Origin of the sequence: Catellatospora sp. NPDC049111, assembly GCF_040648615.1 — a bacterium.
Lineage (GTDB): Bacteria > Actinomycetota > Actinomycetes > Mycobacteriales > Micromonosporaceae > Catellatospora > Catellatospora aurea.
Window position 1 is genome coordinate 47,454 of record NZ_JBEZEB010000046.1, and the last position, 26,397, is coordinate 73,850.

Consider the following 26,397-nt stretch of genomic DNA (forward strand, 5'->3'; position numbering starts at 1 on the left):
GCTTGGTGGAACCACGACAGTCGTATATGGATGATCGTCGTACTGTCGATCCGCTGCCAGCGGGCCTGCCGCGGTAAGTAAGATCACCGCGGTGATCAACAGCAGATGGTTACGTGCCATCCTCATAGGACCGTCGGTCGCGCTGTCGGCCGTCTTCCCGACGGCGGCCTACGCCGACGACAACGAACCCGTCGAGACCGCCCCGCCGCCGCGGGTGGAGCTGGTCCTCGACGTCAGTGGATCGATGCGCGCCGCCGACATCGACGGCCGCACCCGGATCTCCGTCGCCCAGCAGGCGTTCAACGAGGTCGTCGACGCGCTTCCGGACGGCACCGAACTCGGCATCCGCGTGCTCGGCGCGACCTACAAGGGCAAGGACAAGGCCGAGGGCTGCAAGGACACCCAGCAGATCGTGCCGGTGGCTCCGGTGGACCGGGCCGCCGCGAAGAACGCCATCGCCAAGCTGCGGCCCACCGGGTTCACCCCGGTCGGCCTGGCGCTGCGCGGCGCGGCCGAGGACCTGGGCACCGGCGAGACCGCCCGCCGGATCATCCTGATCACCGACGGCGAGGACACCTGCGCCCCGCCGGACCCCTGCGACGTCGCCCGCGAGCTGGCCGCCAAGGGCACCCACCTGGTGGTGGACACCCTCGGCCTGGCACCGGACGACAAGGTGCGCCGTCAGCTGGTCTGCATCGCCGCGGCCACCGGCGGGACGTACGCCTCCGCGGAGACGCCGGCACAGCTGACCGACCGGATCAAGCAGCTCGTCGACCGGGCCAAGGACACCACCGTCGTGAAGCCTCCCGCGGTCGTGGCGGGCGGCAAGGAATGCGCCGGAGCGCCACTGCTGTCACCCGGCGTCTACACCGACCGGGAGAAGATCTCCGAGCACCGCTGGTACCGGGTGCCGGTCCGCGTGGACCAGGAACTGCGCGCCTCGGTGAGCATCGCCCTGGACCGCCCGGTCAACCGGGACTACGGCGTACTGCTGCGGGCCACCGCGGCCGACGGCCGGGAGCTCGTGCGCGGCACCGACGCGGGCAGTGGACGCACCGACGTGCTGTCGACCGGCCTGCGCTGGTCGGCCCTGGAACCTGACGTCGAGTCGGACCAGCCGGCGGACGGTCCGACCACCCCGACCGAAGTCTGCCTGGTGATCAGCAATTCGTTCGCCAGCTCGACGGCGAACGACGCGCCGGGCATGCCCTTCGAGCTGACCATCGACGTGGTCGCCACCTCGCCCGCGCCGGACGCGCCGGGGCTGGGCAGCGGATGGCTCCTGCTGCTGGTGCTGACCGTCGCCGGCCTGATCACCGGCGTGCTCGCCGGTTGGGGGACCCGCTGGTGGATCGCGACCTGGAGGACGAACTGATGCTCACCCGTGTGCGTACGCACCACCGCCTCGCGGCCGCCGTGTTCGCCGCGGCCTGCGTCGCCCTGATGCCGGCCGCCGCCATTGCCGCGCCGACCCCCTCACCGGGATCGGCCACCGTCAACCGGGCCGGAACGTCGTTCCTCACCGCGACCGCGGTCGACGTCGGCCAGCCGATTCAGGTGGCAGCCACCACCGGCGACTACCTCTACTGGTCGTTCAGCGCCACGGCCGGGCAGACCACCGAGATCGCGCTGACCGTCGCACTCCCGCCCGCCGCGAAGCGGACCGGCGCGTCCACCTGGACGGTGGACGTCTTCGACGGGCTGCGCCGCCGCCAGGCATGCACGGCTGGCGTGCAGACGCCGATCGCCGCCGCGACCGCCACCGAGGTCAGCCTCGGCTGCACCCTGCGCAGGGTGCGCTCCTGGGCCGAGCCGTGGTCCGGCGATCCGCTGCCCGGCACGTACTACGTCCGGCTGTCGGTCACCGATCTGCCCGAGCCGGACCTCGGCCTGCCGATCCAGGTCGACATGCTGCTCGGCGCCCACGGCGACGCCGTCGCCGACGACGGCGAGCTCAAGGCGCCGCTCGTTCCGCAGGTCAAACCCGGCCAGGTGATCACCGCAGCCGGATCGGCCGATCCTTCGGCCAGCCCGAGCCCGGACCCCGACGACGCGACCGGGGCGCTGGACTGGCTGCCGGACCTGTCGGCCCGCTGGATCTGGACCACGGTCGGCGGTGTCCTGGCCGCCGTCGCCGGTGTCTTCGGGTTCTCGCTGACCTGGCGTCGCCGCCGCACGTGAAGCGAAGCGCCCCTCCCCCTCCCGCGGGAAGGGGGAGGGGCGCTGCGTCGGATCGATCGCCGATCAGAATGGAGGCAGGTCGGTAGGAGCGTCGGTCCAGAGCTGCTCGGCCGGTGCCGGTTCGTGCCGCTGTATGACCGCTATGGCGTCCTTGACTCGGCCGAGTTCGATGAGGTGCGCAGCCAGTACGCCGCGGAGACGAGCGTTGTTCTGGTGCTGCTCGAGGAGCGCGACGGCCTCCTCGACGCGTCCGGCGTCGGCCATCAGATTGGCGATGCTCCAAGCGGCGTACCAGCTTCCACCCTCGGGGTGCGCTCGCGCCTGCTCCATCGCCTCTTCGCGCAGCCCGCAGGCGAAGAGGAGCGTCAGTCGAATCCTGAAGAATTCCCAATCCTCACGGTTTCGGCGCGCTTTGAGGGTGTCGAGGTAGGCCAGGCCTTCCTCGGCGCGGCCTTGTTCGGTGTAGTGGGTGCACAGCATGTTGACGATGCAGTCGTCCGCGCGGCCAGGAGAGTCCGCGAGCGATCGCAGTACCTCGGTGGCCTCCTCGACCCGGCCATGCCTGACCAAGAGTGGCGCGAGCTGCGCTGCTCTGTTGACCTCACACATCGGCGAATCTCCGGGCTGACCGTATGCGGCAATCGCGCTCTCCGCGTCGCCGCGCTCTTCAAGTAGTTCCGCGAGGCGCCGCGCGGCGTGCCCGTGGGGCTCGGTTGCCGCGTAGGACCGCAGCTCCTCGATCCGGTCGTGCCTGGCCAGCAGGTCGGCGAGCTGGTCGCGGTTGTTGACCGATGTGATGTACCGCGTGTGCAGCAGGTCGATCGCCTCGTCGACGCGGCCCTGGCGTTCCCGGATCGTGGCGAGCAGGCCGACGGCATGCGGCGGTTCGACATGGCGGCGGCATGGCGGGCTGTCGTGGCAAGTGTCCACCCAGGTTCGGGCGGCCAGCAGCGTGGCGGCGTCCTCGTCCCGGCCCGCGATCCAGGAGACGTCAACCAGCGCTTCGGCGAGAACCCAGTCCTCGACATGATGGCTGAGCAGGGAGAACGCCTCATCCCCGCGACCCTGGCGAGCAAGCAGCCGTGCGAAGTACCCCAGCGCCAGTCGGTCTCCGGCCTCTGCATAGGGGCGGGCCAGCTCGATCGCCTCGTCGACCCTTCCGCACTCCTCCAAGAGCCCGGCCCTGGTTTTGGCCGCCTCCCACCAGCCCGTGGCGACGTACGGGGCAAGCACCTCAAGCGCCTCCGCTTGCCGGTCCTGTCCGGCGAGTAGCCGTGCCTGTTCTCGCGCGCAGAACCACTCCCCGCGACCGGCCTGAAGCTCCACCTCCTTGCCATGGCCGAGCTCGATGAGCCGAGAGACCAGGTGCGGGGGGATGAGATCGGTGTGTGTCCGGGCTCGGTAGTCAAGATCAGCAGCGTCCACGGAGGTAAACCCTAGCTCTGCTGAAGGATTCCTTGGGGGACTTGGCCTCAGCTTCCGACGCCCTGATCTCCTGCGGTGCATGCGCGACAATCGGCAGAGCGGGCTGTGCTGCCGATGCTGATCCGCACGTGCCGGCCTTCCGGGTTGGCCGACGGTCGCGGAGCGGGGCATCGGGGCGTGGGATGACGTGGCACCATGCGGCATGGCCGATGTCAGTCCCAGAAAGATCGCGGAGCTCGTTCTCGCGCCTGTGCTGTGTACGGCGCTGCTGCTGCTCGGGGTGATCACACTCATTCTCGGGTGGGGCCTGACCAGCGACAGGACCATGGACCACGCGGACGTGGACTACGTCTACCTGCTGGGCACCATGATCCTGTCCGGGCTGGCGGCCGCGGCGGCATACCGGATCGCGGGCCTGCTGCGCGCCTGCGGCTGGTGGCCGGTCCTCGCGGTGCTGGTCCCAGCCGTGGTGTTCACGGTCCTGCAGTTCGACAAGGCGTTCGGCAAGCGGGACTCCGCCCTGGTATGGCTGGCGGGCCTGCTGGTCGTGCTCGTGATCGCCGCGGTGCTCGCGCAGCGCGGTCTGCTCCGGCAGGCCTGGATCGTCGGAGTGCTCGGCGTGATCGTCGTGGCCGACGTCGCGGTGCTGGCGCAGCTGCTGCATTCGAGCTCGGTCGACGGCGATCAGGTTCAACGACTCGACCGGGCGTACGCGCCGCTGTGGTTCGTGTTCGCGCTCATCGACTACGACTTCGGCCTCGACCCGCTCTCGTGGCACATCGGCGACTCGCTCGACATGCGCGAAGTGGGTTACCCGATGTACTCGATGATCGCGCTCGGCTACGTCGTGCGCTCGATGCGGCGCGACCCCGCAGCGGCGGACGCGGCAGAAGATCTTTGAAGTTTCTGCCGTACAGTCTGTCGACTCCGCGCGGGGCCGTTCGACGTACCGGCGTACCGACCCCGAACACCGCAGGAAGGCAGCCCGTCATGGCCCAGTACGCAGTTCTCATCTACGCGGGCGACTCCGCCCACAGCGCGCACGCGACCAGCGAGGACACCGCCCCGCACGACCGGCACGCCGAGGAGCTGGAGCGCTCCGGGGCGCTCGTGGCCGCCTACGCCCTGACGACCAGGGACCTGGCGACCTCCGTGCGCGGCGACGTCGTCACCGACGGCCCGTTCGTCGACGCCAAGGAGATCGTGGCCGGTTTCTACATCCTCGAAGCGCCCGACCTCGACGCGGCGCTCGCGATCGCGAGGCTCAACCCGGCCTGCCACGCCGGCGGCGGGGTCGAGGTCCGGCCGATCGCCGGCGGCGGCTTCGTGGAGCACCCGGCCTGATGAGCGAGTCGGCGGCCGTCGCGGCGGCCATCGCCGAAGCGCACCGTCGCGAGTGGGCCCTGGTGCTCGCCGCGACGGTGCGCGTGGCCGGGGACCTGGACCTGGCCGAGGAGTGCGTCCAGGAGGCGTACGCCGCGGCCATGCGGGGCTGGCCCCGCGACGGCGTCCCGGGCAACCCTGCGGCGTGGCTGACCACGGCGGCCAAGCGGCGCGCGGTGGACGCGATCCGGCGCGAGCAGACGTTCCGGTCGAAACTCCCGCTGCTGCTGGAGCCCGAGGAGATCGCCGTGGACCGGCTGCTCGACGACGAGGACCCCGACGGCGGTGTGCCCGACGACCGGCTGCGGCTGATCTTCACCTGCTGCCATCCGGCGTTGTCGCAGGAGGCGCAGCTGGCGCTGACCCTGCGCCTGGTGTGCGGCGTGCCGACCCCGGACGTGGCCAGGGCGTTCCTGGTATCCGAGCCGACCATGGCGGCCCGCATCACCCGGGCGAAGAAGAAGATCTCGGGCGCCCGCATCCCCTACCGGGTGCCGCGGGCGGCCGAGCTGCCCGACCGCTTGCGGCCGGTCCTCGGCGTGATCCATCTGCTGTTCACGACGGGACACACCGCGCCGTCGGGCGCGGACCTGGTGAACGCCGACCTCGTGGACCGCGCCCTGCACCTGGCCCGGATGCTGCACGAGCTGATGCCCGACGAGCCCGAGGTCCGCGGCCTGCTCGCCCTGCTGCTGGTCACCGACGCGCGCCGGGCCACCCGGGTGGACGCCGCTGGACGGCTGCTGCGCCTGCAGGAACAGGACCGCACCCGCTGGGATCGGTCGGCCATGGCGGAGGCACGCGACCTCATCGTCGCCGGACTGCGCCGCGGCCGGCCCGGACGGTATTTACTGCAGGCGGCCATCGCCTCCCTGTACGCCGAGGCGCCCTCGTTCGAGCAGACCGACTGGCCGCAGATCGTCGAGCTGTACGACAGGCTGTTGGAGGTGTGGCCCTCGCCCGTGGTGGCGTTGAACCGGACGGTGCCGCTGGCGATGGCCGCCGGGCCGCAGGTAGCGCTCGCCGAGGTCGAACGGCTGGAACGGGACGGCGGCCTCACGGGCTACCAGTACCTGCCCGCGGTCAAGGCCGACCTGCTCCTACGGTCCGGGCGCAAGGTGGAGGCCCGCGAGGCGTACGGCCGGGCGCTGGCTGTCACGGCGAACGAAGCCGAGCGGGCGTTCCTGTCCGAGCGCCTGGCCGACCTGGACACCGCTTCCGGGCGGTCCTGAGACCGCCCGGAAGCCGCGGACTCAGCGGCGGAAGGACTGCTCGGCCAGGTGCGGGCGGGCGGTGGTGGTGCGGGCCGTGGCCGGCTGCTCGCCGCACAGCTGCGTGACCAGCATGGTGATGGTCGCGTCCGAGATCGGGTCAGGCTGACCCGGTGCGACGTAGTGGGTCATGTTCTGTGCCACGGTGACCTGGCGGCGGCCGTCGGCGCTGTGCCAGGAGATGGTGGAGTGGCCCAGCACGAGGCCGTCATGGCCCCAGGCCAGCCCGCACGGCAGCAGGTTCGAGTAGAGGCCGAGGCCGTAGCCGCCGTACTCCGGCGCGCCGGGCACCCACGGCACGGTGGTCTGCATCTCGGCGAGCTGCGCGGGCTTCAGCAACTTGCCGGTCAGCAGCGCCCGGTAGAACCGGTTGAGGTCGTCGGTGGTGGAGACCAGGTCACCGGCCGCCCAGCCCCAGGACATGTTGTAGTCGGCGAAGTCGACGAGCACCCCCTCGTACCAGGGGATGTAGGCGGCGGCGTGCGGGCCGTGGATGCGGGTGCCGGTGCCGGGCAGGTAGGTGTGGCGCAGGCCGAGCGGCCGGATGATCCGCTTGGTGATCTCGTACGCCGGCGACCGGCCCGTGATCTTCTCCAGGATCATCCCGGCGAGCACGTAGTTGGTGTTGGAGTAGGACCAGGCCGCGCCGGGCGGGTTCGTGGGGGGCTGGTTCAGCCCGAACGCGGCCAGCTCGGCGGGGGTGAAGGTGCGGTGGCGGTTCTCCTCCAGCGAGGTGTCGGTGGCGAAGATGATGTGGTCGTAGTCGGCGATGCCGCTGGTGTGGTTGAGCAGCATCCGGACGGTGACCCCGTCGACGGCGTACGCCGGCAGGTAGTGGCCGAGCGGCGCGTCGAGCCGCAGCCGGCCCTCCCCGGCCAGCTGGAGCAGGACGGTCGCGGTGAAGGTCTTGGTGATGCTGCCGACGCGGTGACGCATGCCGGGCCGGGTGGGCGCGCCGGTGGTGACGTCGGCGACCCCGGCGGCCGCGGACTGCCGGTGGCGGCCGTCGACGGCTTGGGCGAACACGCCGGGCATGCCGGCGGCGGTGATCGCCTCCAGCTGCGGGCGCAGCGTTCCCCCGGTCGCGGCGGCGGCGGGCGCGGCACCGGCCAACAGGATGAATACGACGGCGGCCCCGACAGCGGCACGGATGGGTGTTCTGGACATGATCCCTCCCCTTTGGACAAATCCCATGCTGCCCGATCGGCGCACCGGTGCCGTCAATCCGGCGAAGGACGCCGTCGTCGGCCGCGCGGAGGATGCCGCGGTCGTCCTGGCGGCGGATATCCATGTCATGGAGGTAATCGGAGCCCGCTCGCACTGGCCGGGCTTGCCACGACCGAGCACACTGTCCGGATGGGCAATGTGATCACCGATGGTGAGATCGTCGTGTCCGGCCTGGCCAAGCATTACAAGCAGGTCAAGGCCGTGGACGGGCTGTCGTTCACCATCAAGCCGGGACGTGTGACCGGCTTCCTCGGGCCGAACGGCGCAGGCAAGACCACTACGTTACGAATGATCCTGAATCTGGTGTCGCCGACGGCGGGCACGGCGACCATCGGCGGCGTGCGTTACGCCGACCTCGCCGAGCCATTGCAGGCGGTCGGCGCGGTGCTGGAGGCGTCGAGCGCGCACAAGGGCCGCACCGGCCGCAACCACCTGCGGGTCATCGCCGCCGCCGCCGGCCTGCCGGCCTCCCGCGCCGACGAGGCGCTGGAGCTGGTCGGGCTGACCCCGGCGGCCAAGCGCAAGTTCAAGGGCTATTCGCTGGGTATGCGGCAGCGGCTGGGCATCGCCGCGGCCATGCTCGGCGACCCGCGCGTGCTGATCCTCGACGAACCCGCCAACGGCCTCGACCCCGAGGGCATCCGCTGGATGCGCGACCTGCTGCAGAAGCTCGCCGGGGAAGGCCGCACCATCCTGGTCTCCAGCCACCTGCTCTCGGAGATGGAGCTGCTCGCCGACGACGTCGTCATCATCGCCGCGGGCCGGCTGGTGGCGCAGGGCCCGGTCGCCGACGTGATCGGCAGGGCGGGCAACGCGGGCTCGGTACGCGTCCGCACCCCGCACCCCGAAAAGCTGCTCGCCGCGCTTCCCGGCGTCGGCAGCAACAGCGAGGACGGGGCGCTGGTGCTGACCGGTGTCACCGCCGAGCAGGTCGGCGACGCCGCGCTGAGCGCCGGGGTGGCCGTCCACGAACTGGTCACCGAGCGCCCCGACCTGGAGCGCGTCTTCCTCGACCTGACCGCGGGCAAGGAGGCGATCCGGTGAGGCTCATCCGCAGCGAGTTCCTGAAGATCCGTACGACCAACGTGTGGTGGCTGTTCGCGCTCGGCGCGTTCGGCCTGCTCTTGCTGGCGTTCGCGATCAACGCGCTGAACATGCACTTCGTGCTGGACCAGCCGGCGGAGATGGCCGAGGGCATGGACCCCGAGGGTGCGGCGGCGATGTCGGCGCTGGCCGAACCCGTTGCGCTGACCTCGTACATGGTCACCTCGGGGCAGTACTTCGGCCTGATGTTCGTGATGCTGCTGGGCATCATCACGGTCACCAACGAGTACCACCACCAGACCGCGACCACGACGTTCCTGGCCACCCCGCACCGCACCTCGGTGATCCTGGCCAAGGCGGCGGCCGGCGGCGTGTTCGGCGTCGTGCTGTGGCTGGTGACCACGGCGATCACCGTGCCGGCCACCGCGATCTTCCTCAACTCGGAGAACATCACCCCCGCCCTGGGCGACTGGGACGTGATCCGGGCGATCCTGCTCAACGGCCTGGCGTACGCGCTGTGGGCGCTGATCGGCATCGGCATCGGCGTGCTCATCCGCAGCCAGATCGGCGCGACCATCACCGCGATGGTCATGTACACGGTGGGCACGATCGCCGTGTCGATCATCGTGAACGTGCTGACGAACCTGCTGGAGTGGGACTGGCTGGCCAACGTGCAGTGGGCCATGCCCTCGCTTGCGTCGACCCTGATGACCAGCGGCGCGGACCTGCCCGGCCAGCCGCGCTACTGGGTCGGCGCGCTCGTCCTGGTCGCCTGGGCCCTGGTCACCGGCCTGATTGGCACCCTGCTCACCCGCACCCGCGACGTGTCCTGAACAGACTGACCCGGGGCCTGCGCCCGCTGCGGGAGCAGGCCCCGGGTCCGTGGGTGGCGGCCGCGCGTCAGGCGGGGGTCAGGTCGACGCCGAACGCGGCCGCGCGCACGTCGGCGAGATCGTGCCGGCGCAGCCGCAGCATCAGCGAGCGCCACGGCGCGGGCCAGCCGTCGCGGGCCCCGCCGGTCGCCAGCGCGACCGCGAACCGCCCCGACGCGAAGTCCTGCCGTTCCGCCAGTTCCCGGGCGGTGGACAGCACGACGTCGGCATTCCAGCCCGGTTCGAGGCTGACCGACGACTGGAGTCGCCGGCCGATGCCCACCACCGCGGCGGGCCGGTCACGCAGCCGCGCCACGAGGGCGTCCAGCACCGGCAGCAGCAGATCCGTCGTACGCAGCGCCGGGTGCAGCATCAGCCGGGCACCGCTGTCCACGTGGTCCTCGTGCCGGATGAGCTCGCCGCCGAGTTCGACCAGCAACGCCGCCGTCGCCTCCGCCGTCGGCCGCCGGCTGTCCGCGGTGAGCACGTGGACCACGTGCTCGATGCGGCGGCGCGCGGCGCGGTCGCGTTCGGGGTCGCCGTCGTCGTCCGTGCGGTCGAGTTCCACCAGCCGGGGCAGCAGCCGCCGCAGCACGGGGGCGCCTTGGCCGAGCTCGGTGAGCGTCACCAGCGCCGCGGCGACGACCTGCCAGGTGTCCCGGTCGGCCAGGTCGGTGAGCCGGGTGAAGACAGCGTCGTGCGCCCCGGGCGTCCACCGACCCCAGCGGGGCAGCGCCGCCCACGCCGCACGGGCCACGACCGCGTCGGAGTTCATGCAGCTGGCGGTGACCAGGGCGCCGTAGCGAAGCCGGTGGTCCTCGGCGACGGCGTACGGGTCGGCGGCGACCACCGCCAGCGCGTCCTCGCGGCTGCCCGCCACGGCCTCGGTGAGGATCTGCCACGACTGCTCCGACGTGAGGTGCTGCCGCGCCGCGGAGACGATCGCGGCGCGCACGTCACGGTGCTGGCCCTCCCGGTGCCAGTGCGCCAGCAGCAGGTCACCGGCTCCGGGCACGGCGAAGCGGGCGGCCAGCCGCAGGATCTCCTTGCGGCTGGTCACCTTCGCGCCGTCGAGTGCCGCCTCCAGCAGGGGTCCCAGCTCGCTCGGCGGCAGCATCGCCGCCGCGCTGCCCGCCGCGTAGACGGCCACCCGTGCCTTGTCGTCGTCGGCGTACGACAGCAGAACCGGCAGTGACTCGGCGGGCCGTCCGGTCCACACCAGGGCGTGCAGCGCCGCCTCGGCCAGCACCGTGTTCGGCGAGCCGAGGTAGCGGTCCACGACCGGCCGGCCCGCGTTCGGGATCTCGGCGGCCTGCCGGATCGCGGCGGCGCGCCGGTGCTCGCCCGCCCCGGCATCGTCGGCGATCCGTTTGAGCAGGTCGGCGTAGCGGCGGCGCTGGCGCGGCAGCCAGCGGCGCAGCCCGCGCGCGTGCCACGGCACCCAGCGCGGCCCCGCCGTCAGGAACCTGCCCGCAGGCGGCTCGTCGCCCAGCACCAGGTCGAGCAGGTCGGTCCGGATGTCACACAGGGTGTCCCAGACCTCAGGGAGCGTCACGGTGGAGGTGTCCCAGCGCAGCACCTGCTCCACGCGGACCGGGCGGGTCCGCGGGTCGTTCAGCCACAGGGTCACCGCCCGCCTGATCACCGAGCTGACATTGCCCTGGTGGAGCGAGTTCTCCAGCATCTCCTGGAGTTCGGGCAGCCGCCAGGCGCGCGGGCCGAGGCCCTCGGCGACGGCGAACAGCGGGCTGTGGCTGCCGCGCACGACGGCCGCGACGACCCAGTCCCGGACGGCGGCGAAGAACTCGTGCTCCTGGCCGTGCCGCAGCTGCCGGTGCAGGCCGTGCAGACTCGGCAGGCGGTCGTCGCCGAACAGCCGGCCCAGCGTCCGCTGCGCCCACAGGCTCAACGCGGGAGTGCCGGTGTGGTGCTGCAGCACGTTCACGGCGAGCCGCTTGAGCGCGTCCCGGGTCGCTCCGGAACCGTCGCGTGCCTGGACGGCGTCGGTGACCAGCTGGTCCAGCGCGTCGACGGACGCCGCTTCGACCAGCAGCGGGTTGACCCCGGCCAGCGCGTCCAGCGCCTCGCGACGCACCGGATCCTGCTCGTTGCGCAGGCGGCGCAGGTACTCGGCGGCCTCGGTGACGACGGCGGCGTCGCGGCTGCGGGCCGCACAGGCGACGAGCAGGCGGTACGCGTACGCCCGGTCGGAGGCTTCGGCGGCGCGGGTGGCGGCGGTCAACACCGGTCGTGCCTGGCTCCACGGCAGGAACGCGGTCATCCGCAGGGTGAGCTGCTCGTCGGAGCGCACTGCGGCCAGGGTGAGCATGCGCTCGGCCTCGGCGACGCGCCGCCGGTGGGGGAGGACCTCCATGACGTCGTCGGACAGCTGCGCGAGGCTCTGCTCCACACCCGCGTACGCGGCGTCGTACAGCCGCTCCCGGTGCCGTGGCGCGACCGCGTTGAGCAGACCCGACAGCCCGGCCGGGTTCAGCCGCAGCCGGCGGGCGAGTTCGGCGAGGTCGTCCACGTCGAGCAGGGCGAACCGCTGCAGCAGGGCCCTCGGCAGCCTGGCGCGGCTGGTCCAGGACGCCCGGTCCGGTGCGGTGAGCAGGGCGAGCACGCGGTGCGGGTCGGCGTCGGCGAGCACGCCGTACGCGGTGAGGGTGCCCGGCAGGTGGGTGTCGAGCGCGTACGCCTCCAGCAGGTCGAGAACCCGCTCCGGCAGGTGCCGCGCGGTCGCCCAGACGCCGGACCCGAACTGCCGCCAGCAGCGCTCGCGGTCCGGTCCCGCGTCGCGCAGCTGATCGGCCACCCACGACAGCACCGGGTCCGGGTGCCAGCGGCCCAGCGCAGCCCAGTTGCCGACGGCATGCCCCAGCAGCGGCAACTGCCGCCGCACGGTCTCACCGCCGCAGACCGGCAGCAGGCTCGCCGCCTCCACGTCGCCGTAACGCGCCCGCACCCGATCGATCACGCCGTCGGCGAGCGCGGTCAGCCGGTCGGCGCGCATCGTGCGCAACGCCTTGCGGCGCAGGTAGGCGGGCGCGTCGGTCAGCCACTCCCAGAGCTCGTCGGCGCTCGTGGCGCCGCCGCGCAGCCAGGCCGGGACCGCCGCGGCGCGCAGCGCCGGGTCCGGGTCGGTCAGCGCCGCCTCGATCACCGGCCGGTGTCCGGCGACCGTCGCCAGGAACAGGCCGATCTCACGCTGGAACGGGTCCCGCGCGTCGAGCCCGGCCAGCAGGGCGGCGAACTCGGACGTGCCGGCGAGGTCACGGGCGCGCCGCGACAGCAGGCGCATCCGGGCGCGGTAGGGCAGCGGGTCGAGGTCGGCGAGCAGCGCGGTGATCAGGTCGGACACGGGCGACATTCTGCCTTGGGCGGCACCGCGACCGCAGTGGCATTTCGCACTGGCAACCCGCGCGACGGCCCGTTGATATGCAACGAGTTTCATAGCATGATGACCCGCGTGGCCCTGGAACACGCGATCCTCGTCTCGCTGCTGGAGCAGCCCGGGTCCGGCTACGAGCTGGCCAGGCGGTTCGACCGCTCGATCGGCCGGTTCTGGACCGCGACCCACCAGCAGATCTACAAGGTGCTGCGGCGGATGGAGGCCGACGGCTGGGTCACCGCCGAGGAGATCGGCCAGGACGGCCGCCCCGACAAGCGGTGCTACTCCGTGGCCGCGCTCGGCCGGGAGGCGCTGACGGCCTGGCTGCGTGAACCGGTCCAGCCGGAGACCGTCCGCCACGAGCTTGCCGTCAAGATCCGCGGCGCGGCGTTCGACGACGCGGCAGGCCGGGCGGCCCTGATCAGCGAGGTCAAGCGGTATCGCGCCGACCACGAGACCACCCTGCGCCGCTACCTGGCCGGCGAGCAGCGCGACTTCCCGGACACCGGTGACCTCGACACGGGGCAGCGGCTGCAGCACGTCGTGCTGCGCGGCGGCATCGAGTACGAACGCATGGTCCTGGCCTGGCTCGACGACGTCCTGCACACCCTCCACGACCTCTGACCGGATAGGGAAGACCGCCATGACGCACCCGCTGCTGCTGAACCCGCGCACCTACGACCCCGCGCACCTCGACGACGAGTCCCGCCGGCTGCTGCGCGCCACCGTCGACTTCTTCGAGAACCGCGGCAAGAAGACGCTGGTCGACAGCTACAACGACCGCACCTGGTACGCCGACTTCCTCGACTTCGTCGCCAAGGAAGGCCTGTTCGCGACGTTTCTGACCCCGGCCGCCGACGGCACCGGCACCCGCTGGGACACCGCGCGCAACGCCGCGCTCAGCGAGATCCTCGCCTTCTACGGCCTCGGCTACTGGTACACCTGGCAGGTCACCGTCCTGGGTCTCGGGCCGGTGTGGCAGAGCGCCAACCCGGCCGCCCGCGCTCGCGCGGCGCAGCTGCTCGCCGACGGCCACGTCATGGCGTTCGGTCTGTCCGAGCGTGCCCACGGCGCGGACATCTACTCCACCGACATGATCCTGACCCCGGACGGCGCGGACGGCTTCCGGGCCACCGGCGGCAAGTACTACATCGGCAACGGCAACGTCGCGGGCCTGGTCTCCGTGTTCGGCCGCCGCGCCGACGTCGAGGGCCCCGACGGATACGTCTTCTTCGCCGCCGACAGCCGCCACCCCGCGTACCACCTGGTCAAGAACGTGGTTAACGGGCAGATGTACGTCAGCGAGTTCCGGCTGGAGGACTACCCGGTGCGGGCCGAGGACGTGCTGCACACCGGCAAGGCCGCGTTCGACGCCGCGCTCAACACGGTCAACGTCGGCAAGTTCAACCTGTGCACCGCCTCCATCGGCATCTGCGAGCACGCGATGTACGAGGCCGTCACCCACGCGCACCGGCGCGTCCTGTACGGCAGGAAGGTCACCGACTTCCCGCACGTGCGGCGCGAGCTGACCGACGCGTACGCCCGGCTGGTCGCGATGAAGCTGTTCAGCGACCGGGCCGTCGACTACTTCCGGTCCGCGGGCCCGGACGACCGGCGGTATCTGCTGTTCAACCCGATGACGAAGATGAAGGTCACCACCGAGGGCGAGCGGGTGATCGACCTGCTGTGGGACGTGATCGCCGCGAAGGGCTTCGAGGCGGACACCTACTTCGACAAGGCCGCCAAGGACATCCGCGGCCTGCCGAAGCTCGAAGGCACCGTGCACGTCAACCTGGCCCTGATCCTGAAGTTCATGCCGAACTACCTGTTCCGGCCGACCGACTTCGCGCCGGTGCCGACCCGCCACGACGCCGCCGACGACGAGTTCCTGTTCCGGCAGGGGCCGGCCCGAGGGCTGGGGGAGATCCGGTTCCAGGACTGGCGCGGCCCGTACGACAAGCACGCCGACCTCGCCAACGTGGCGGTGTTCCGGGAGCAGGCCGACGGGCTGTGCGCGCTGCTGCAGGCGCACGCCCCGGACGTCGACCAGCAGCGCGACCTGGACTTCCTGCTCACCATCGGGCAGCTGTTCGCGCTGGTCGTCTACGGCCAGTTGATCCTGGAGCAGGCCGAGTCGACCGGCCTGGACCGCGATCTGCTCGACGAGATCTTCGCGGTGCTCGTCGGCGACTTCTCCGCGTACGCGACCGAGCTGCACGGCAAGGCGGCCACCACCGACGCCCAGGCCGCCTGGGCACTGGCGCACCTGCGCCGCCCGGCCCGGGACGCCGCCCGCACCGCCGCCGTGTGGTCCCAGGTCGAGGCCCTCTGCGGCGCGTACGAGATGCAGCCGTAGGTCGGCCACCCGTCCGTGCCGGCGCACCTTTCATTCGGTATTAGCCGAGATTGGACCTATTAGAGGGATATATTGCGGCTGTGGGCAGATCGCTGCCCGGGGTGGGTTTCCGTGAGCGGGGGCAGGCGTGAACGCACGGGTTGCGAAGGTGGGCTGGGGCAGGGCGGCAGTGCTGTGGGCTGCCGCGTTCGGAGTTCTGGTGCTGCCTGCCTGCACCACACCCGTCACGTCCGCGACCGTGCCACAGGCCGCCGCGCCGTCGGCCACCGGTGCCCTGCTTCCGCGCAACGTCGTCATTCCGCTGAGCGCGGTGCAAGGGTTCTTCCCGGAGATCAGCCAAGAGCTGGCCACTGGCTGGAACACCACCGCGTCCGGCAGCCCGACGGCCACCCGGAGCGTGGCGTACACGGACAGCGACGGCTCGAAAAAGGTGACGATCTCTGCCGACGAGTACGCCACCGCGGCGGACGCGTCCGCCGGCTATCAGAAGGCCGTCGAGCTGAGCAATGCGGTTCCCGACGTCAAGGCCGTGCCCGCGCCGAACCTGGGGGAGCAGGCCTTCGCCGGAAGCGTGACCAAGGACGGCCAGACCCACGTCGGCGTCGGCGTGCTCGACGGCACCATGGTTCTCGGTGCGACGACCGCCGGCTACGACGCGAACCCGGAGAACATCGCCAAGCTCATGGCCGTGGTGGCAGCGGAGGTCGCCGCCGTCAAGAACCGCTGAACACACCGAGGCTCGCGCCGAGCGCCACGACTCCGGCGAACCCGGCGACGACTACGGACAGCATGGCGATGGTGAGCGGTCGGCGGCTGCGCCGCGGCCCACCCGCCGAAGGCAGCACCGGCACCTCGGCCAGGAACTGCTCCAGGCGGTCGAGATCGCGGGACACGGCACGTCGGCTGCGGTCGGTGCCGAGCCCGGGAACCAGTGCCCTGACCTCGATCGGCCGGTGCCCGCGTGCCCGCAGCCGCACTGCCAGGTTGTCGAGCTGGTCGAAGCCTTCGGCCAGGTGCCTGGGGACCTCGTACCGCACGAGCGGGTTGGTGATCGTGACGGTGTCCGGGGTGACGGTGAATCCGGCGGCCGGTCCGGCCAGGTAGGCCGTGACGAGACCAGCCGCGGACAGGACTGCGCAGAGAGCCAGGCCGAATACGGGCTGCGGCAGCCCGGCCCGGTCCACGATGACGGCGGCGGGCAGCAGCGGCGCGAACATGCCCCCGACGAGGTACGCGAGCGGGTCGGAGCGCCGGAAGGTCCGGTTCACCCGGCTGTCCGGCAGCTCCGGTGTCGTCATCGCAGCATTCCTCCGCCCGTTCGCGCACGCCCTCGGCCGGAGCACCGCAGGTCGGGCCGGGCGTGATGGGTCATCATGCCAGCCGGTTCGCGCTCACCCAGCCGGGCGGCGAAGTGTGGGAGACGGCGCCGCCGTGCTACACGCGCCGGGTGTCGGCGAAGCGCGGCCCGGCGTGCTCGGCGAGCGCGGACGCGATCGCGGCCGGTGACTCGCGTACCTGCGCCAGCACGAGGACCTCGAAGCAGCGGCGGCCGTCAGGTGTGGTCCCGGTGAACCTGCCGATCCCCGGAAAGGTGGTGGTCTGGTAGCCCGGGTCGGGAACGATGAGGACGCGCAGGTCGTCGAGGATGACCGACTCGACGCCGGACCACGGGACAGCGGCGGTGATGTCGGGGGTCCGGATGGTCAGACCGGCGCTGTCGATGACGAACCGGAACCGGAGCGCGCCGAGGGTCTTCGTCATGACGATGGGAGCCGCGATCGCCGCGAAAATGACCATGATCAGCTCGCGGCCGACTATCGCCGGGGGCAGTCCGGCGATCATGTCGCGCCGCGTGGTCAGCAGCGCCCAAGCCAGCGCGACCGGAGCCGCCAGTGCAATCAGCACCTGGACCAGCCACGTCCGGGTGCGATGGAGCGTCATCGGCACGAGGGCTCAGCCGTCGATCCGAGGCGGCGGTCCGGCCTTGGCCTCGGTGCGGTCCCTGTCGTTCGCGAGGCGGTATGCGGCCGCTTCCGCGGCACGGGCCTGATAGGACGCGTGGACCGCCGCCGAATAAGCAGCCTGCTGCTCCGCGCGGGCCCGGACCCGGGCGGCCAGCTGCTCCGGACCGCCGAGCGCCCGCCACACCTCGTGCTCCCGCCAGAACCAGCCGAGGGCGGCGACCCCGCACAGCACGACGAACAGCGCGAACGAGACCCCGGCGAGCCAGGTCGAGACCGTCGGCTCGATGCGGTTGACCAGCATGACCAGGCCGAGCACCCCGCCGCAGAGCGTGGTCAGGACCAGCACGACGAACCCGGCGGAGCGGGTGGGGTGGCGGGGCGTCACGAACAGGAGATCCTGCCATGCGAACGCCGCGTTCGCAGACCCCCGGCGACCGGCGCGGAGAAGGGGCTTGCGCGTTAACTCTACCTAGGTAGATATTAGAGGCATGGCACGCGTACGACATCCCTCTCCGCAGACCGCGGCAGTGCTCGTCGCCCTCGCCAAGTCCGGTGAGGACTGGAGCCACGGCTACGACCTGTGCCGCACCCTCGGCCTGAAGGCGGGCACGGTGTACCCGATCCTCATCCGCCTCGCCGAACGCGGACACGTGGAGACCTCCTGGGAGACCGACCCGCCGCGCGGGCGGCCGGCCCGGCACCTCTACCGGCTCAGCGCCGCGGGCGCTGAACTCGCCCGCACCGTCGCAGCGGCTGCCCGCGCCGCCGCGGCCGCACCCGCCCCGGGCCCGGCCGCGCTCGCGCCCAGGACCGCCTGACCCTCGACCGCTCGATCCCCGACCCGCCCCTGCCGTTCGGAGGCCCGCGATGCTCGACTTCCTCCTCACCCTGGTGGTGCTCGCACCGGCACCCCTGCTCGCGATCGTGGTGCTCGCCGTCCGGCTGCGCGATGCCGTACGCCATGGCGGTGTGGGCACGCTCGCCTCTCGCGTCCGCGCCGGGTGGCGCGACGGGACCAGGCGCCCGGTGTGGCCGCTGCTGATCGGCGTCGCCGCCGGCACCGCGGCGCTGACCTTCGGCCTGCAGCGCCTGTATCTCGCCACGGTCGACAAAGGACCTGGCTGGGGTGTCGACATAGCGCTGCTCGCCATGGTGCTCGGGCTGCTCGCGGCGGTCACCTGCGCGGGGCTCGCCGCCCTGGCCGCGGCCACCGTGGCCCGGGCCCGCGGATTCGGGGCCGGAACGGTCGCGGGGCTGCTCACGCTCGTCGCGGTCGCCGTCGGCACCGCGGCCGCACACCTGCCGTTGAACGCCGCCTACCAGGCCGAACCTGGCAGCTTCCCCGTCGTGGCGAACCTGGGCGCGGGCGATCTGCTGCTGCCGTTCGCGGTGTTCCTCGTCGTGCTGATCTGGGCCCTGCCCTGGCCGGTTCTCGGCGCGGCGCGCGGCGCGCGCACCGAGACCACGCAGCGCTTGCCGGCCCGGGACGTGTGGCAGCTCCTGCTCGACCTGGCCACCGCGGACCTGCCCGAGAACCGGTCCGCCTGGGGCGCGGCGCTGCGGGCCGAACTGGCGGCCATCGACCCGCCCGCCGAGCGGCGCAGGTTCGCGCTGGGCGGGATGTGGGCCGCGCTGCGGTCCGGTCGGCCGCGGGCCGCGTGGGCATCGGCCGCCGCGGTCGCGGTGGTCGTCGCAGCCGGGTCGTTCGCGGCCTCACGCTGGTCACTGGCCCACAGCAGAGGCGGCATCCTCGACTTCTGGATCGTCGGCCCGAGCGTGCTGCTGCTCGCCGTCGCGCTCGTCACGGCCTGGCGCAACCGCTCCTTCGGCGCGGGACTGCGCGCCGCGGCACTGTCCGGGCTCGCGGCCCTGGTGGCGATCGTCGCCGTCGGCGTCCCGGAGGCGCTGGTCTGGGCGCAGCGGCAGGCCGGCTACCTGAGCACCGGCGACGCGGTGCCGCCGACGTGGCAGTCGGCGGTCTTGGACGTGGTGCGCCCCGACTTCGTCATCATCATGATCGTCTTCTGGGTGATCGGCGCGGCCGGCGGCGCGGCCATCGGCACCGCGCTCCGGCGCGACCCCGTCGGAGCCACCGACCGGACGTGAGCTTCCACGTTCACGGGGCGGCGTGGAGTCCGACCTGTTGCCGGAGTGGGTGCCGTGTCGCAGCACCCACTCGGTGACCGCCCCGCTCAGGCGCCGCGCAGCATCGCGCGCAGCACGAACGACGGGCTCATGAGCGAGCGCGGGTGGGCGAGCATCATGGTGACCAGGCTCAGCTTGTGGTTGACGGCATCGTCGGAGATCGACGCGCGGGCGATCCGCCCGCTGATCCGGCTGATCAGCGCGTAGCCGGGCGGGTAAGGGCCGTCGACGTGCTCAAGCCCGAGGTCGGACAGCGTGGAGGTCTGCCAGGCGGCGTCGACCACGACCCGCACCAGGTCGAAGTATCGCCGGGCGGGGCGGCTCAGGTCCGGATCGGTCCGCAGGTACGCCGACAGGCACGACGCGTGCAGCGCGGCCGAGGTCATGCCCTGGCCGTAGATCGGGTTGAACGACGCCACCGCGTCGCCGGCCGCGACGACACCCGCCGGCAGGTCCCGGGCCTCGTGGAAGTCCCGGCGCCGACTGTCGGCCTGGTGGTAGGTGATGACCGGTCCGATCATCTCGCAGCCCGTGGCGACCTGGCCGAACATCGGCGGGAAGTCCCGCACGCAGCGCTCGGTGAACTCGTCGGGATCGCGGCTGGGCCGGTCGTCGGCGTACCCGGCGATCAGGACCAGCCACCGGTCGCCCTCGACCGGATTCACCCCGCCGATGCGCGGCACGCCACCACTGCCGTCGTTGAAGGCGATGCTGCCCCACGTGTCGCCCATCGCCGGGTCTCGGCGGAACGTCGCGGTCGCGTAGTTGAGTTTGATGCCCATACGCTGCATCGGCGGACGGGCGAAGCCGTGCCCCTCCAGCCAGTCGCTGAGCCGGCTGGACCGGCCCATGCCATCGACGACCAGATCGGCCCGTACCTCGGTGGAGCCTTGCTCGCCCTCGTAGCGCGCGCCGACCACCCGGCCGTCCTCGACGATCAGTCCCTCGGCCCGTCCGGACACGAATCTGATGTTGGGCACGGCGAGCGTCCGTCGTCGGACCAGCCCTTCCAGGAAAGGCCTGGTGCCGACCAGGCCCGGCTGCTCCAGCCGGACCGGTTTGGCGGTGCGCAGCGAGCCGTTCATGACGAACTCGAACGCGCCGTACGGCGGCACGACCGCGCCCGCCGCGATCGCCTCCTGGATGAACCCGGGAAACCACCGCTCGAACTGGATCTGCCCCGCGGGCAGCAGCCCGTGCACCTGGCTGCCCTGCGGCACACCGGGTCGCGGATCGTCACCGGTGTCCTGCGGGTCGCGCTCGATGATCAGGACTTCGTCGGCGTGGTCGCTGAGCACTCGGGCGGCCATCAGACCGGCGATGCTGCCGCCCAGGACCACGGCCCGTGACATCAGGCGGCGCATGCCGGTGGGCGCGACGTCGGTGCAGATCTCGGCAAAGGTGCGCGTCGTCGACATGTCAGCAGGTCCCCCCGAAGCGATGGCTCCACATTGGCCATTCGTCGGGGGCAAACATAACGCGGGATCCATGTCGTCGGCAAAGATCGCTAGAACGGCCGCGTCGGTCGACGCATACTGGTGCGCATCGGCCGCCTGCGTTGTGGCGGTCATCGGGATCTCCTGGGCAAGATCTGTTCTTGTGGACGCTGACTGTCCCTATAGGGGCGTCTGGCGTCCACAAAAACGGATCTTCACCCAGCCTCGCGCGCCGAAGCGACCGCGACCCATGAGCGATGCGTGGGCCTCCCATCAGTAGGAGTTCGGCGACGCCCATCCGCTGACTGCCGGGTACCGGCCGGATCAGGGGCGGAAGCTGGCGCGGTACTCCGTCGGGGTGCGGCCGGTCAGGTCCAGGAAGGCGGCGTTGAACGCCGACAACGAGGTGTAGCCGACCGTGTGCGCGATCCGGGTCACCGGGGCGTCGCCCGCGGCGAGTTCCTCGATCGCCCGCAGCACGCGCATCCGGCGCAGCACCGCACGCCAGGTCAGCCCGGTCTCCTCGGCGAAGCGCCGGGCCAGCGAGCGCGGCGCGAGGCCGACCTCGGCCGCGACGTCCTCGAAGTTGACCTCCCCGTCGAGCTGCCGCTCAGTCGCGGCCAGGGCCCGGCGTAGTTCCGGTGACCGTCCCGCCGGGACGACGACCGGGCTCGGCTGCTCGGCGAGCCGCCAGGTCACGGCGGCGAGCGCGGCGAACAGCGTCCGGGCGTACGCGGGAAGGGGCTCGTCGCTCTCGCCATAGGCGCCGCACTCGTCGACCAGGGCGCGGGCCAGCGGATTGAGGTCGAACACGGTCAGCGGCGCCGGCGGGGCGGCGGTGAACCCGGGGTCGAACAGCACCGAGGCCGTGGTGACCGGTTGCGGGATGCTGACCTGGATCGGCCGGCCCGCCTCGATCAGGGCGGCCCGTGCCGGGGGCAGCAGCCATGCCTGGCCCTGCGCCTCCAGCCGGAGCACCCCGGCGGAGGCGCAGAGCAGGTAGTGGCGGTCCACGCGCAGTTCCCGGACCGGCTCGGCGGGGAAGGTGCGGACGAAGCTGTACGCCTCACGGGTCATCGGCGGCCTCGCACGAACCCCATCGTAGTCAGCGGACCGTCTCCAGCAGGCCGGCGCGGAAGCGGCGGCTCACCGGCGGCGCGATCATCATCGGGCGCAGCACCTCGCCGGAGCGGGCGAACGAGTCCGACGTCTGGTATCCGGCGAACGACTGCTCGTCGGCCCACTCGTGCACGATGGTGATCGCGGACTCGTCCGCGCGGGAGGCGTAGACCCGGAAGGCGACGTTGCCGGGCATGGCATGTACGCGGTCGCCTTCGGCGTCGAGATGGGCCAGGGCCGAGGTCCGGTCGGCAGGGGCGGTGCGGAAGTCGACGATCGCGATGAACATGAAGGTCCTCCGGAAGGTGCGGTGGCGGCGGCTGCCGCGGTTGGATTCGATCCTCGCCGCCGCACGCCCGTCCGGCTCGCGTCGGCCGGACACGTTCACGCTCGCATCGGACACGTCACCGGTTGGTGCATACGAACAGGCCCGGGTCCGTTTCCGGATCCCGGGCCTGTCTGGTCGTGCTCATCGTGCCGTGTGGTCGCGCGCCTGGCGGCGCTTGCGGCCGTGGCGGTGCACCCTGTTGGCCACCCGCTCCTTCGCGGCCTCGTCTATGAGCTCTCGGTGATGCAACTTCGCGAGATCGAAGTACATCTCGGGCGATCCGAACATCGCAGACTCCTCAGTCCTTGACTCTCTGTCTTGCTGACGAGGTAAATACTCCTCCGGCGACAGCCCCGCTCCATCCGCAGCGACGGCCTATCTTGCCTGCCCACGACCTACCTAGAGGCGCGCTTGGGGGACCTAGGTATGCCTACGGCCGGTGACCGCGATCACCGGCCTGAGCCGGTTACGTCCCTTTCGGAGTGATCCAGCTGATGTCGGACGGCGCGGTTAGGGTCGGGGCCGTCCTAGGTGAGGAGGCACAGGTGCGGGTCGAGGTGCGAAGCAGGGTTCCCGGCGGGGACCGCCTGCCCGATGTGCTGGTCGAGCTGGCGCAGGAGCAGACCACGGTGCGCGAGCTGATCCGCGCCGCCGTCGCCGAGCAGGTGCGCGCCTGGCAGGCGGACGGCTCCCGGTGCCGCGCCCTGCTGGATCGGCAGTACCTCACCGACGACGACATCCGCGCCCAGGCCGCGACGGGCATGATCCGGCTGCCCGACCGGGAGCCCGTCACGCCCGACGTCGAAGCCGAGGTTGCTCGCGCCTGGCGGGCGTTCGAGCGCGGCACGTTCGCCCTGTTCATCGGCGGGCGGCAGCATGACCTGCTCGACGAGCGGATCGTGCTGCGCCTCGGCGAGCCGGTCGTTTTCGTGCGGCTGACGGCGCTGGTCGGCGGCTGACGTGGACCATCCGATTCCCGATATCCACCTGGCGGCGTTCGCGCAGGAGCGGGACGCGCTGTGGCAGCGCGTCGAGCAGGTGCGCACCGCCGTCAAGGACGGTGACCTGGCGCTGCTGCGCGAGCTGGGGCCGATCGTCCGGGAGCAGCTGCGCCGTGGTGACGACCGTGTCGGTGGCAAGCTGGAGGACCGCATCCCCGACATAGACCAGGCGTTCAGCGAGGCGTACGACGAGGCGTTCCCGCTCGCGCCGGGCGCGGACGTGTGCACCGTCCTGGACGCGCCGTGGCCGACCGTGACGCGTGACGCGGCGCTGCGCGCGCTGCTGGGGTGGCCGGTCTGGGGCACACCGCCGCTGGATGAGGTGGCCGACCGGGTCATCGCGGCCGGCGACGTGGCCGCGATGCGGGTGATGGTGCTGACTCCGCTGGGGCGGGTGACCCGGCCCGCCGTGACCCGGCTGCTCGACGCCCTGCACGCGCGCGACGCCCTGGACGCGGCGCTGGTCGAGCACGCGTTCACCGTGGACCGCTGGCTGGGCAACACCATCGTCGGCCGGGACCCGTCGGGTGGCGTTCCGCCACCACCCGCCGCTTGCGCGGACGCGGTGCGGTCTTACGTGGACGCGATGCTGTGGCGGATGACCTCGGCCGGGGTGCCCGACGAGGAGCTGCCGCAGGTGGTCGTGCCGCGTGGGCTGCGGTTCGTGCTGCGGGCACTGGACTGGACGGGGGAGGAGAAGACCGGCAAGCGGCTGGGTGCGGCCGAACTGAGCAGCGAGGAGTTGGCAGAGCTGGTGGCGCACCTGCGGCAGCGCCCGTTGGAGGTCCGGCTGCGCGCCTTCCATCTGCGCCGGGAAGCCGGTGATGCCGAAGGGCTGCTGCCGGTGCTGGGGCTGGAACCGGCGTCGGCGCTGCTGCGGCTGGTGGACCGGATCGAGGCGGACGGCGTGGTCCGGTATGACCGCGAGCTCATCCTGGTGGCGGCCGAGGCGGCCGGACCCGCCGCGACCGAGCGCCTGCTGGCGCAGACGCCGTGCGAGCTGGTCAGCGCGGTCCTGGGGCGCAACCGCGCGGCGGTGCTCAAACGCGTGAAGAACAACGCCCTGGCGGGCATCGCCGCGTACGGCATGCTGCCGCTCGCCGAGGGCGAGACGGTGCTCGACCGGTACACGGCGCTGCGTGAGATCGCCAAGCGCGGGCCGAAGCTCGGCCCGAACCGGCGGCACAGCCACGCGGCCGCGGTCGAGGTCGCACTGGAGCACTTGGCACAGGTCGCCGGCCTGCCTGACGCGAGCCGTCTGGAGACCGAGTGCGAGATCGAGCTCGCCGCCGCCACCCCGCCGCCGTGGTCGGTCGGCGACTACACGGTCGCGGTCGTCATGGACGGCCCCGACCCGGTCATCACCGTCACCAGCGGTGGGAAGGTTTTGAAAAGCGTGCCTGCGGCGGTACGCGCCGACGACCGCCACGCGGCCAGCCGAGAACACCAGGAACTGCTGCGCGACCAGGCCCGGCGGCTGCGCACCGGCGTGATCGAACGACTCGTCGCGACCGGCACACCGCTTGGCCCGCAGGAGCTGGCCGGGCTGCTGAGACTGCCCGCGGGCGCGGCGATGCTGCCCGCCCTGCTGTGGCGCGACCGCACCGGCCAGGTCGGGCTGCTCGCCGACGTCGACACGACCGGCCCGGTCACCGCCGTGCACCCGTTCGACCTGTACGAGTCCGGACGGCTCGGGCACTGGCAGGCCGAGATCGTGCGCCGCCGCCTGCGCCAGCCCGTCAAGCAGGCATTTCGCGAGCTGTACGTGCTCACGCCCGCCGAACGCGAAGCCGTCGACGTCTCGCGGCGCTTCGCCGGCCACACCGTGACCGGCCGGGTCGCCGGGCAGCTGCTGTCGGGTCGCGGCTGGCGCACGCACGGCGACTGCGCCGCGTACCAGGCCACCCGGCCGGCAGGAGACCTGACGGCGGCCCTGCGCTGCGACTTCCACGGATACTTCGGCATGGGCGACGTGGAGATCGGCGACCTGCGGTTCCTGTCCGGACGCGACACCGTGCCGCTGGCCGACGTGCCGCCGGCCGTCTTCTCCGAGGTCATGCGCGACCTCGACCTGGTGGTGTCGGTCGCGGGCACCGACCCGGCACGGCTGGACTCGCCCGCTCGCGCGCAGAGCCGAGCCGAGGTGCTGGCCGCGCTCATCGACGACCTGGGCCTGCGCCGCGTCGCCGTCGAGGGCACGGTTGCGGTTGTCCACGGCTCGCGCTCGGCGTACCGCGTGCACCTGACCAGCGGCAGCATCCACGTCGAACCGGGCGGATACCTGTGCGTGGTGCCGGACGGGTTCGGCGGCAAGCCGCACCGGCGGCTGTTCCTGCCGTTCGCCGATGACGATCCGATGACGAGTGTCGTGCTCAGCAAGGTGCTGCTGCTCGCCGAGGACGAGAAGATCACCGACCCGTCGATCCTGGCGCAGCTGGCGGTGCTCACGGCACGCGGCTGAGCGGCGGGCGTCGGCACGGTGGCGCGGCGGTGAAGCCGGGTTGTCCACCTGGTGACATGTCGCCTTTGCGCAGCACGGGCTCTAGTGACCTTGGACACGTCGCCGCAGCAGAATCCGATCACCTTCGCCGTGGACAGCGGCGATGATCGTGAGGAGCTCGACACGATGTGGTCACCCCTGGGCCGCGCCACCGCCGCCGGCGGTATGGCGGCCGTACTCACCTTCACCGTGCTCGGCACGGCGCAGCAGACCGCTGCCGCCGCGCCGGGCACGCCGGACCGGACTGCGGCGACCCCGACGGCCGGCCAGACGGTCACGCTGATCACCGGTGACGTCGTCACCGTGAGCGACGCCGGTGCGGGCCGGCACACCGCCGCGGTGCGCCCCGCCCCCGGGCGGGAACGCGTCACGTTCCACACCCTGGAGGTCGACGGCGGCCTGCGGGTGCTGCCGTCCGATGTGGTGCCGTACGTGTCGTCCGGGGCCGTCGACGCGGACCTGTTCGACGTCGAAGAGCTGCTCGCGGCAGGGTACGGCGACGCGACCGCGACCGGCCTGCCGCTGATCGTGCGCTACGCCGACGGCGGCGCGAACGCCAGGCGCACGGCCGGCGTCACCAGCGTGCGCGAGCTGCCGAGCATCGGCGGCAGCCGAGAAGCGGCTCGGCATCGCGCTGCCGGCCGCGCTGTGTGAGGCTCACCTGCTGTTCGGGCGGCGCACGGACCTGACACCACCACATCGTCTGCCGCGGCTGCGGCGCGATCGCCGACGTGGACTGCGCCGTCGGTGCGGC

Annotated in this window: 25 protein-coding genes; 15 read left to right on the forward strand and 10 right to left on the reverse strand. The window is 72.0% G+C overall.

Annotated elements, in window-relative coordinates; all coding sequences use genetic code 11:
* Window positions 1-142 precede the first annotated feature (142 nt).
* Complete coding sequence (locus tag AB0B66_RS36965) at window positions 143-1,375, forward strand: VWA domain-containing protein (RefSeq protein ID WP_360539113.1); 1,233 nt, start codon at window positions 143-145, stop codon at window positions 1,373-1,375.
* Window positions 1,375-2,181 carry a peptidase gene (locus AB0B66_RS36970; RefSeq protein WP_360539116.1) on the forward strand — a complete coding sequence of 269 codons (807 nt, stop codon included), beginning with the start codon at window positions 1,375-1,377 and terminating at the stop codon, window positions 2,179-2,181. The genes AB0B66_RS36965 and AB0B66_RS36970 overlap by 1 nt, the downstream gene beginning before the upstream one ends.
* 63 nt (window positions 2,182-2,244) lie before the next feature.
* Here AB0B66_RS36970 and AB0B66_RS36975 read toward each other — a convergent pair whose 3' ends face one another.
* Window positions 2,245-3,606 (reverse strand): tetratricopeptide repeat protein, encoded by a 1,362-nt coding sequence (locus AB0B66_RS36975; protein WP_360539044.1) that lies wholly within the window; start codon window positions 3,604-3,606, stop codon window positions 2,245-2,247.
* Window positions 3,607-3,808: 202 nt separating this feature from the next.
* Between AB0B66_RS36975 and AB0B66_RS36980 the strand changes: the two genes are divergently transcribed.
* The 3 genes from AB0B66_RS36980 (at window position 3,809) to AB0B66_RS36990 (ending at window position 6,221) form a co-directional block, all read left to right on the forward strand.
* Entirely contained in the window at window positions 3,809-4,507 is a 699-nt protein-coding gene (locus AB0B66_RS36980) for a hypothetical protein (protein WP_360539047.1), read from the forward strand.
* An 89-nt stretch (window positions 4,508-4,596) separates the two neighbouring features.
* The gene (locus tag AB0B66_RS36985; protein ID WP_360539050.1) at window positions 4,597-4,950 is read left to right on the forward strand and encodes a YciI family protein; all 354 of its coding nucleotides are present in this window, start codon (window positions 4,597-4,599) and stop codon (window positions 4,948-4,950) included.
* A 62-nt stretch (window positions 4,951-5,012) separates the two neighbouring features.
* Window positions 5,013-6,221, forward strand: coding sequence for an RNA polymerase sigma factor (locus AB0B66_RS36990; RefSeq protein ID WP_360539119.1), 1,209 nt, complete (start codon window positions 5,013-5,015; stop codon window positions 6,219-6,221).
* 21 nt (window positions 6,222-6,242) lie between these two features.
* On the opposite strand, the gene AB0B66_RS36995 is transcribed toward AB0B66_RS36990, so the two are convergent.
* Window positions 6,243-7,427, reverse strand: a complete 1,185-nt coding sequence (locus AB0B66_RS36995) for a serine hydrolase domain-containing protein (RefSeq protein WP_360539053.1) — start codon at window positions 7,425-7,427, stop codon at window positions 6,243-6,245.
* A gap of 189 nt (window positions 7,428-7,616) precedes the next feature.
* Between AB0B66_RS36995 and AB0B66_RS37000 the strand changes: the two genes are divergently transcribed.
* On the forward strand, window positions 7,617-8,531 hold the full coding sequence (locus AB0B66_RS37000) for an ABC transporter ATP-binding protein (RefSeq protein WP_360539056.1): 915 nt from the start codon (window positions 7,617-7,619) through the stop codon (window positions 8,529-8,531).
* Window positions 8,528-9,364, forward strand: a complete 837-nt coding sequence (locus tag AB0B66_RS37005; protein ID WP_360539059.1) for an ABC transporter permease subunit — start codon at window positions 8,528-8,530, stop codon at window positions 9,362-9,364. Before AB0B66_RS37000 ends, AB0B66_RS37005 begins: the two co-directional genes overlap by 4 nt.
* A gap of 67 nt (window positions 9,365-9,431) precedes the next feature.
* Here AB0B66_RS37005 and AB0B66_RS37010 read toward each other — a convergent pair whose 3' ends face one another.
* Window positions 9,432-12,764: a hypothetical protein gene (locus AB0B66_RS37010; protein WP_360539062.1), complete on the reverse strand. Its 3,333-nt coding sequence runs from the start codon at window positions 12,762-12,764 to the stop codon at window positions 9,432-9,434.
* Between the two features lie 99 nt (window positions 12,765-12,863).
* On the opposite strand from AB0B66_RS37010, the gene AB0B66_RS37015 reads away from it, so the two are divergent.
* From AB0B66_RS37015 to AB0B66_RS37025, 3 genes are all read left to right on the forward strand, one after another.
* Complete coding sequence (locus tag AB0B66_RS37015; RefSeq protein ID WP_360539065.1) at window positions 12,864-13,418, forward strand: PadR family transcriptional regulator; 555 nt, start codon at window positions 12,864-12,866, stop codon at window positions 13,416-13,418.
* Between the two features lie 19 nt (window positions 13,419-13,437).
* Entirely contained in the window at window positions 13,438-15,150 is a 1,713-nt protein-coding gene (locus AB0B66_RS37020) for an acyl-CoA dehydrogenase family protein (RefSeq protein ID WP_360539068.1), read from the forward strand.
* 127 nt (window positions 15,151-15,277) lie between these two features.
* A complete protein-coding gene (locus tag AB0B66_RS37025) occupies window positions 15,278-15,877 on the forward strand; it encodes a hypothetical protein (protein WP_360539071.1) in 600 nt (199 codons plus the stop codon).
* On the opposite strand, the gene AB0B66_RS37030 is transcribed toward AB0B66_RS37025, so the two are convergent.
* The 3 genes from AB0B66_RS37030 to AB0B66_RS37040 all read right to left on the reverse strand — a co-directional run bounded on the left by AB0B66_RS37030 (window position 15,864) and on the right by AB0B66_RS37040 (window position 17,499).
* A complete protein-coding gene (locus AB0B66_RS37030; RefSeq protein ID WP_360539074.1) occupies window positions 15,864-16,448 on the reverse strand; it encodes a hypothetical protein in 585 nt (194 codons plus the stop codon). The two genes, AB0B66_RS37025 and AB0B66_RS37030, sit on opposite strands and share 14 nt — an antisense overlap.
* Window positions 16,449-16,584: 136 nt before the next feature.
* Window positions 16,585-17,091, reverse strand: coding sequence for a hypothetical protein (locus AB0B66_RS37035; RefSeq protein ID WP_360539077.1), 507 nt, complete (start codon window positions 17,089-17,091; stop codon window positions 16,585-16,587).
* Window positions 17,092-17,103: 12 nt separating this feature from the next.
* Window positions 17,104-17,499, reverse strand: a complete 396-nt coding sequence (locus AB0B66_RS37040) for a hypothetical protein (RefSeq protein ID WP_360539080.1) — start codon at window positions 17,497-17,499, stop codon at window positions 17,104-17,106.
* 103 nt (window positions 17,500-17,602) lie between these two features.
* Here AB0B66_RS37040 and AB0B66_RS37045 point away from each other — a divergent pair, with 103 nt between their 5' ends.
* Both AB0B66_RS37045 and AB0B66_RS37050 read left to right on the forward strand, forming a co-directional pair.
* Window positions 17,603-17,932 carry a PadR family transcriptional regulator gene (locus AB0B66_RS37045; RefSeq protein ID WP_360539083.1) on the forward strand — a complete coding sequence of 110 codons (330 nt, stop codon included), beginning with the start codon at window positions 17,603-17,605 and terminating at the stop codon, window positions 17,930-17,932.
* Between the two features lie 49 nt (window positions 17,933-17,981).
* Window positions 17,982-19,220 carry a hypothetical protein gene (locus tag AB0B66_RS37050; protein WP_360539086.1) on the forward strand — a complete coding sequence of 413 codons (1,239 nt, stop codon included), beginning with the start codon at window positions 17,982-17,984 and terminating at the stop codon, window positions 19,218-19,220.
* Window positions 19,221-19,306: 86 nt separating this feature from the next.
* Here the strand turns inward: AB0B66_RS37050 and AB0B66_RS37055 are convergent, their stop codons facing one another.
* The 4 genes from AB0B66_RS37055 to AB0B66_RS37070 form a co-directional block, all read right to left on the reverse strand.
* A complete protein-coding gene (locus AB0B66_RS37055) occupies window positions 19,307-20,677 on the reverse strand; it encodes an FAD-dependent monooxygenase (protein ID WP_360539089.1) in 1,371 nt (456 codons plus the stop codon).
* Window positions 20,678-21,019: 342 nt separating this feature from the next.
* Window positions 21,020-21,772, reverse strand: a complete 753-nt coding sequence (locus AB0B66_RS37060; protein ID WP_360539092.1) for an AraC family transcriptional regulator — start codon at window positions 21,770-21,772, stop codon at window positions 21,020-21,022.
* A 28-nt stretch (window positions 21,773-21,800) separates the two neighbouring features.
* Window positions 21,801-22,103: an antibiotic biosynthesis monooxygenase gene (locus AB0B66_RS37065; RefSeq protein ID WP_360539095.1), complete on the reverse strand. Its 303-nt coding sequence runs from the start codon at window positions 22,101-22,103 to the stop codon at window positions 21,801-21,803.
* Between the two features lie 180 nt (window positions 22,104-22,283).
* Window positions 22,284-22,430: a hypothetical protein gene (locus tag AB0B66_RS37070; protein WP_203688755.1), complete on the reverse strand. Its 147-nt coding sequence runs from the start codon at window positions 22,428-22,430 to the stop codon at window positions 22,284-22,286.
* 257 nt (window positions 22,431-22,687) lie between these two features.
* Between AB0B66_RS37070 and AB0B66_RS37075 the strand changes: the two genes are divergently transcribed.
* From AB0B66_RS37075 to AB0B66_RS37085, 3 genes are all read left to right on the forward strand, one after another.
* Window positions 22,688-23,101 (forward strand): hypothetical protein, encoded by a 414-nt coding sequence (locus tag AB0B66_RS37075; protein ID WP_360539098.1) that lies wholly within the window; start codon window positions 22,688-22,690, stop codon window positions 23,099-23,101.
* Between the two features lies 1 nt (window position 23,102).
* Window positions 23,103-25,604 carry a DUF4132 domain-containing protein gene (locus AB0B66_RS37080; RefSeq protein WP_360539101.1) on the forward strand — a complete coding sequence of 834 codons (2,502 nt, stop codon included), beginning with the start codon at window positions 23,103-23,105 and terminating at the stop codon, window positions 25,602-25,604.
* Window positions 25,605-25,688: 84 nt separating this feature from the next.
* Entirely contained in the window at window positions 25,689-26,297 is a 609-nt protein-coding gene (locus AB0B66_RS37085) for a hypothetical protein (protein WP_360539104.1), read from the forward strand.
* Window positions 26,298-26,397: the final 100 nt, after the last annotated feature.

Bases quoted from the DNA above. Each gene is read 5' to 3' on its own strand.
- AB0B66_RS37045 (WP_360539083.1), top strand. From the start codon at position 17,603: ATGGCACGCGTACGACATCCCTCTCCGCAGACCGCGGCAGTGCTCGTC.
- AB0B66_RS36985 (WP_360539050.1), top strand. From the start codon at position 4,597: ATGGCCCAGTACGCAGTTCTCATCTACGCGGGCGACTCCGCCCACAGC.
- AB0B66_RS37015 (WP_360539065.1), top strand. From the start codon at position 12,864: ATGACCCGCGTGGCCCTGGAACACGCGATCCTCGTCTCGCTGCTGGAG.
- AB0B66_RS37060 (WP_360539092.1), bottom strand. From the start codon at position 21,772: ATGACCCGTGAGGCGTACAGCTTCGTCCGCACCTTCCCCGCCGAGCCG.
- AB0B66_RS37030 (WP_360539074.1), bottom strand. From the start codon at position 16,448: ATGACGACACCGGAGCTGCCGGACAGCCGGGTGAACCGGACCTTCCGG.
- AB0B66_RS37020 (WP_360539068.1), top strand. From the start codon at position 13,438: ATGACGCACCCGCTGCTGCTGAACCCGCGCACCTACGACCCCGCGCAC.
- AB0B66_RS37000 (WP_360539056.1), top strand. From the start codon at position 7,617: ATGGGCAATGTGATCACCGATGGTGAGATCGTCGTGTCCGGCCTGGCC.
- AB0B66_RS36980 (WP_360539047.1), top strand. From the start codon at position 3,809: ATGGCCGATGTCAGTCCCAGAAAGATCGCGGAGCTCGTTCTCGCGCCT.
- AB0B66_RS37055 (WP_360539089.1), bottom strand. From the start codon at position 20,677: ATGTCGACGACGCGCACCTTTGCCGAGATCTGCACCGACGTCGCGCCC.
- AB0B66_RS37065 (WP_360539095.1), bottom strand. From the start codon at position 22,103: ATGTTCATCGCGATCGTCGACTTCCGCACCGCCCCTGCCGACCGGACC.
- AB0B66_RS37035 (WP_360539077.1), bottom strand. From the start codon at position 17,091: ATGACGCTCCATCGCACCCGGACGTGGCTGGTCCAGGTGCTGATTGCA.
- AB0B66_RS37070 (WP_203688755.1), bottom strand. From the start codon at position 22,430: ATGTTCGGATCGCCCGAGATGTACTTCGATCTCGCGAAGTTGCATCAC.
- AB0B66_RS36995 (WP_360539053.1), bottom strand. From the start codon at position 7,427: ATGTCCAGAACACCCATCCGTGCCGCTGTCGGGGCCGCCGTCGTATTC.
- AB0B66_RS36970 (WP_360539116.1), top strand. From the start codon at position 1,375: ATGCTCACCCGTGTGCGTACGCACCACCGCCTCGCGGCCGCCGTGTTC.
- AB0B66_RS37050 (WP_360539086.1), top strand. From the start codon at position 17,982: ATGCTCGACTTCCTCCTCACCCTGGTGGTGCTCGCACCGGCACCCCTG.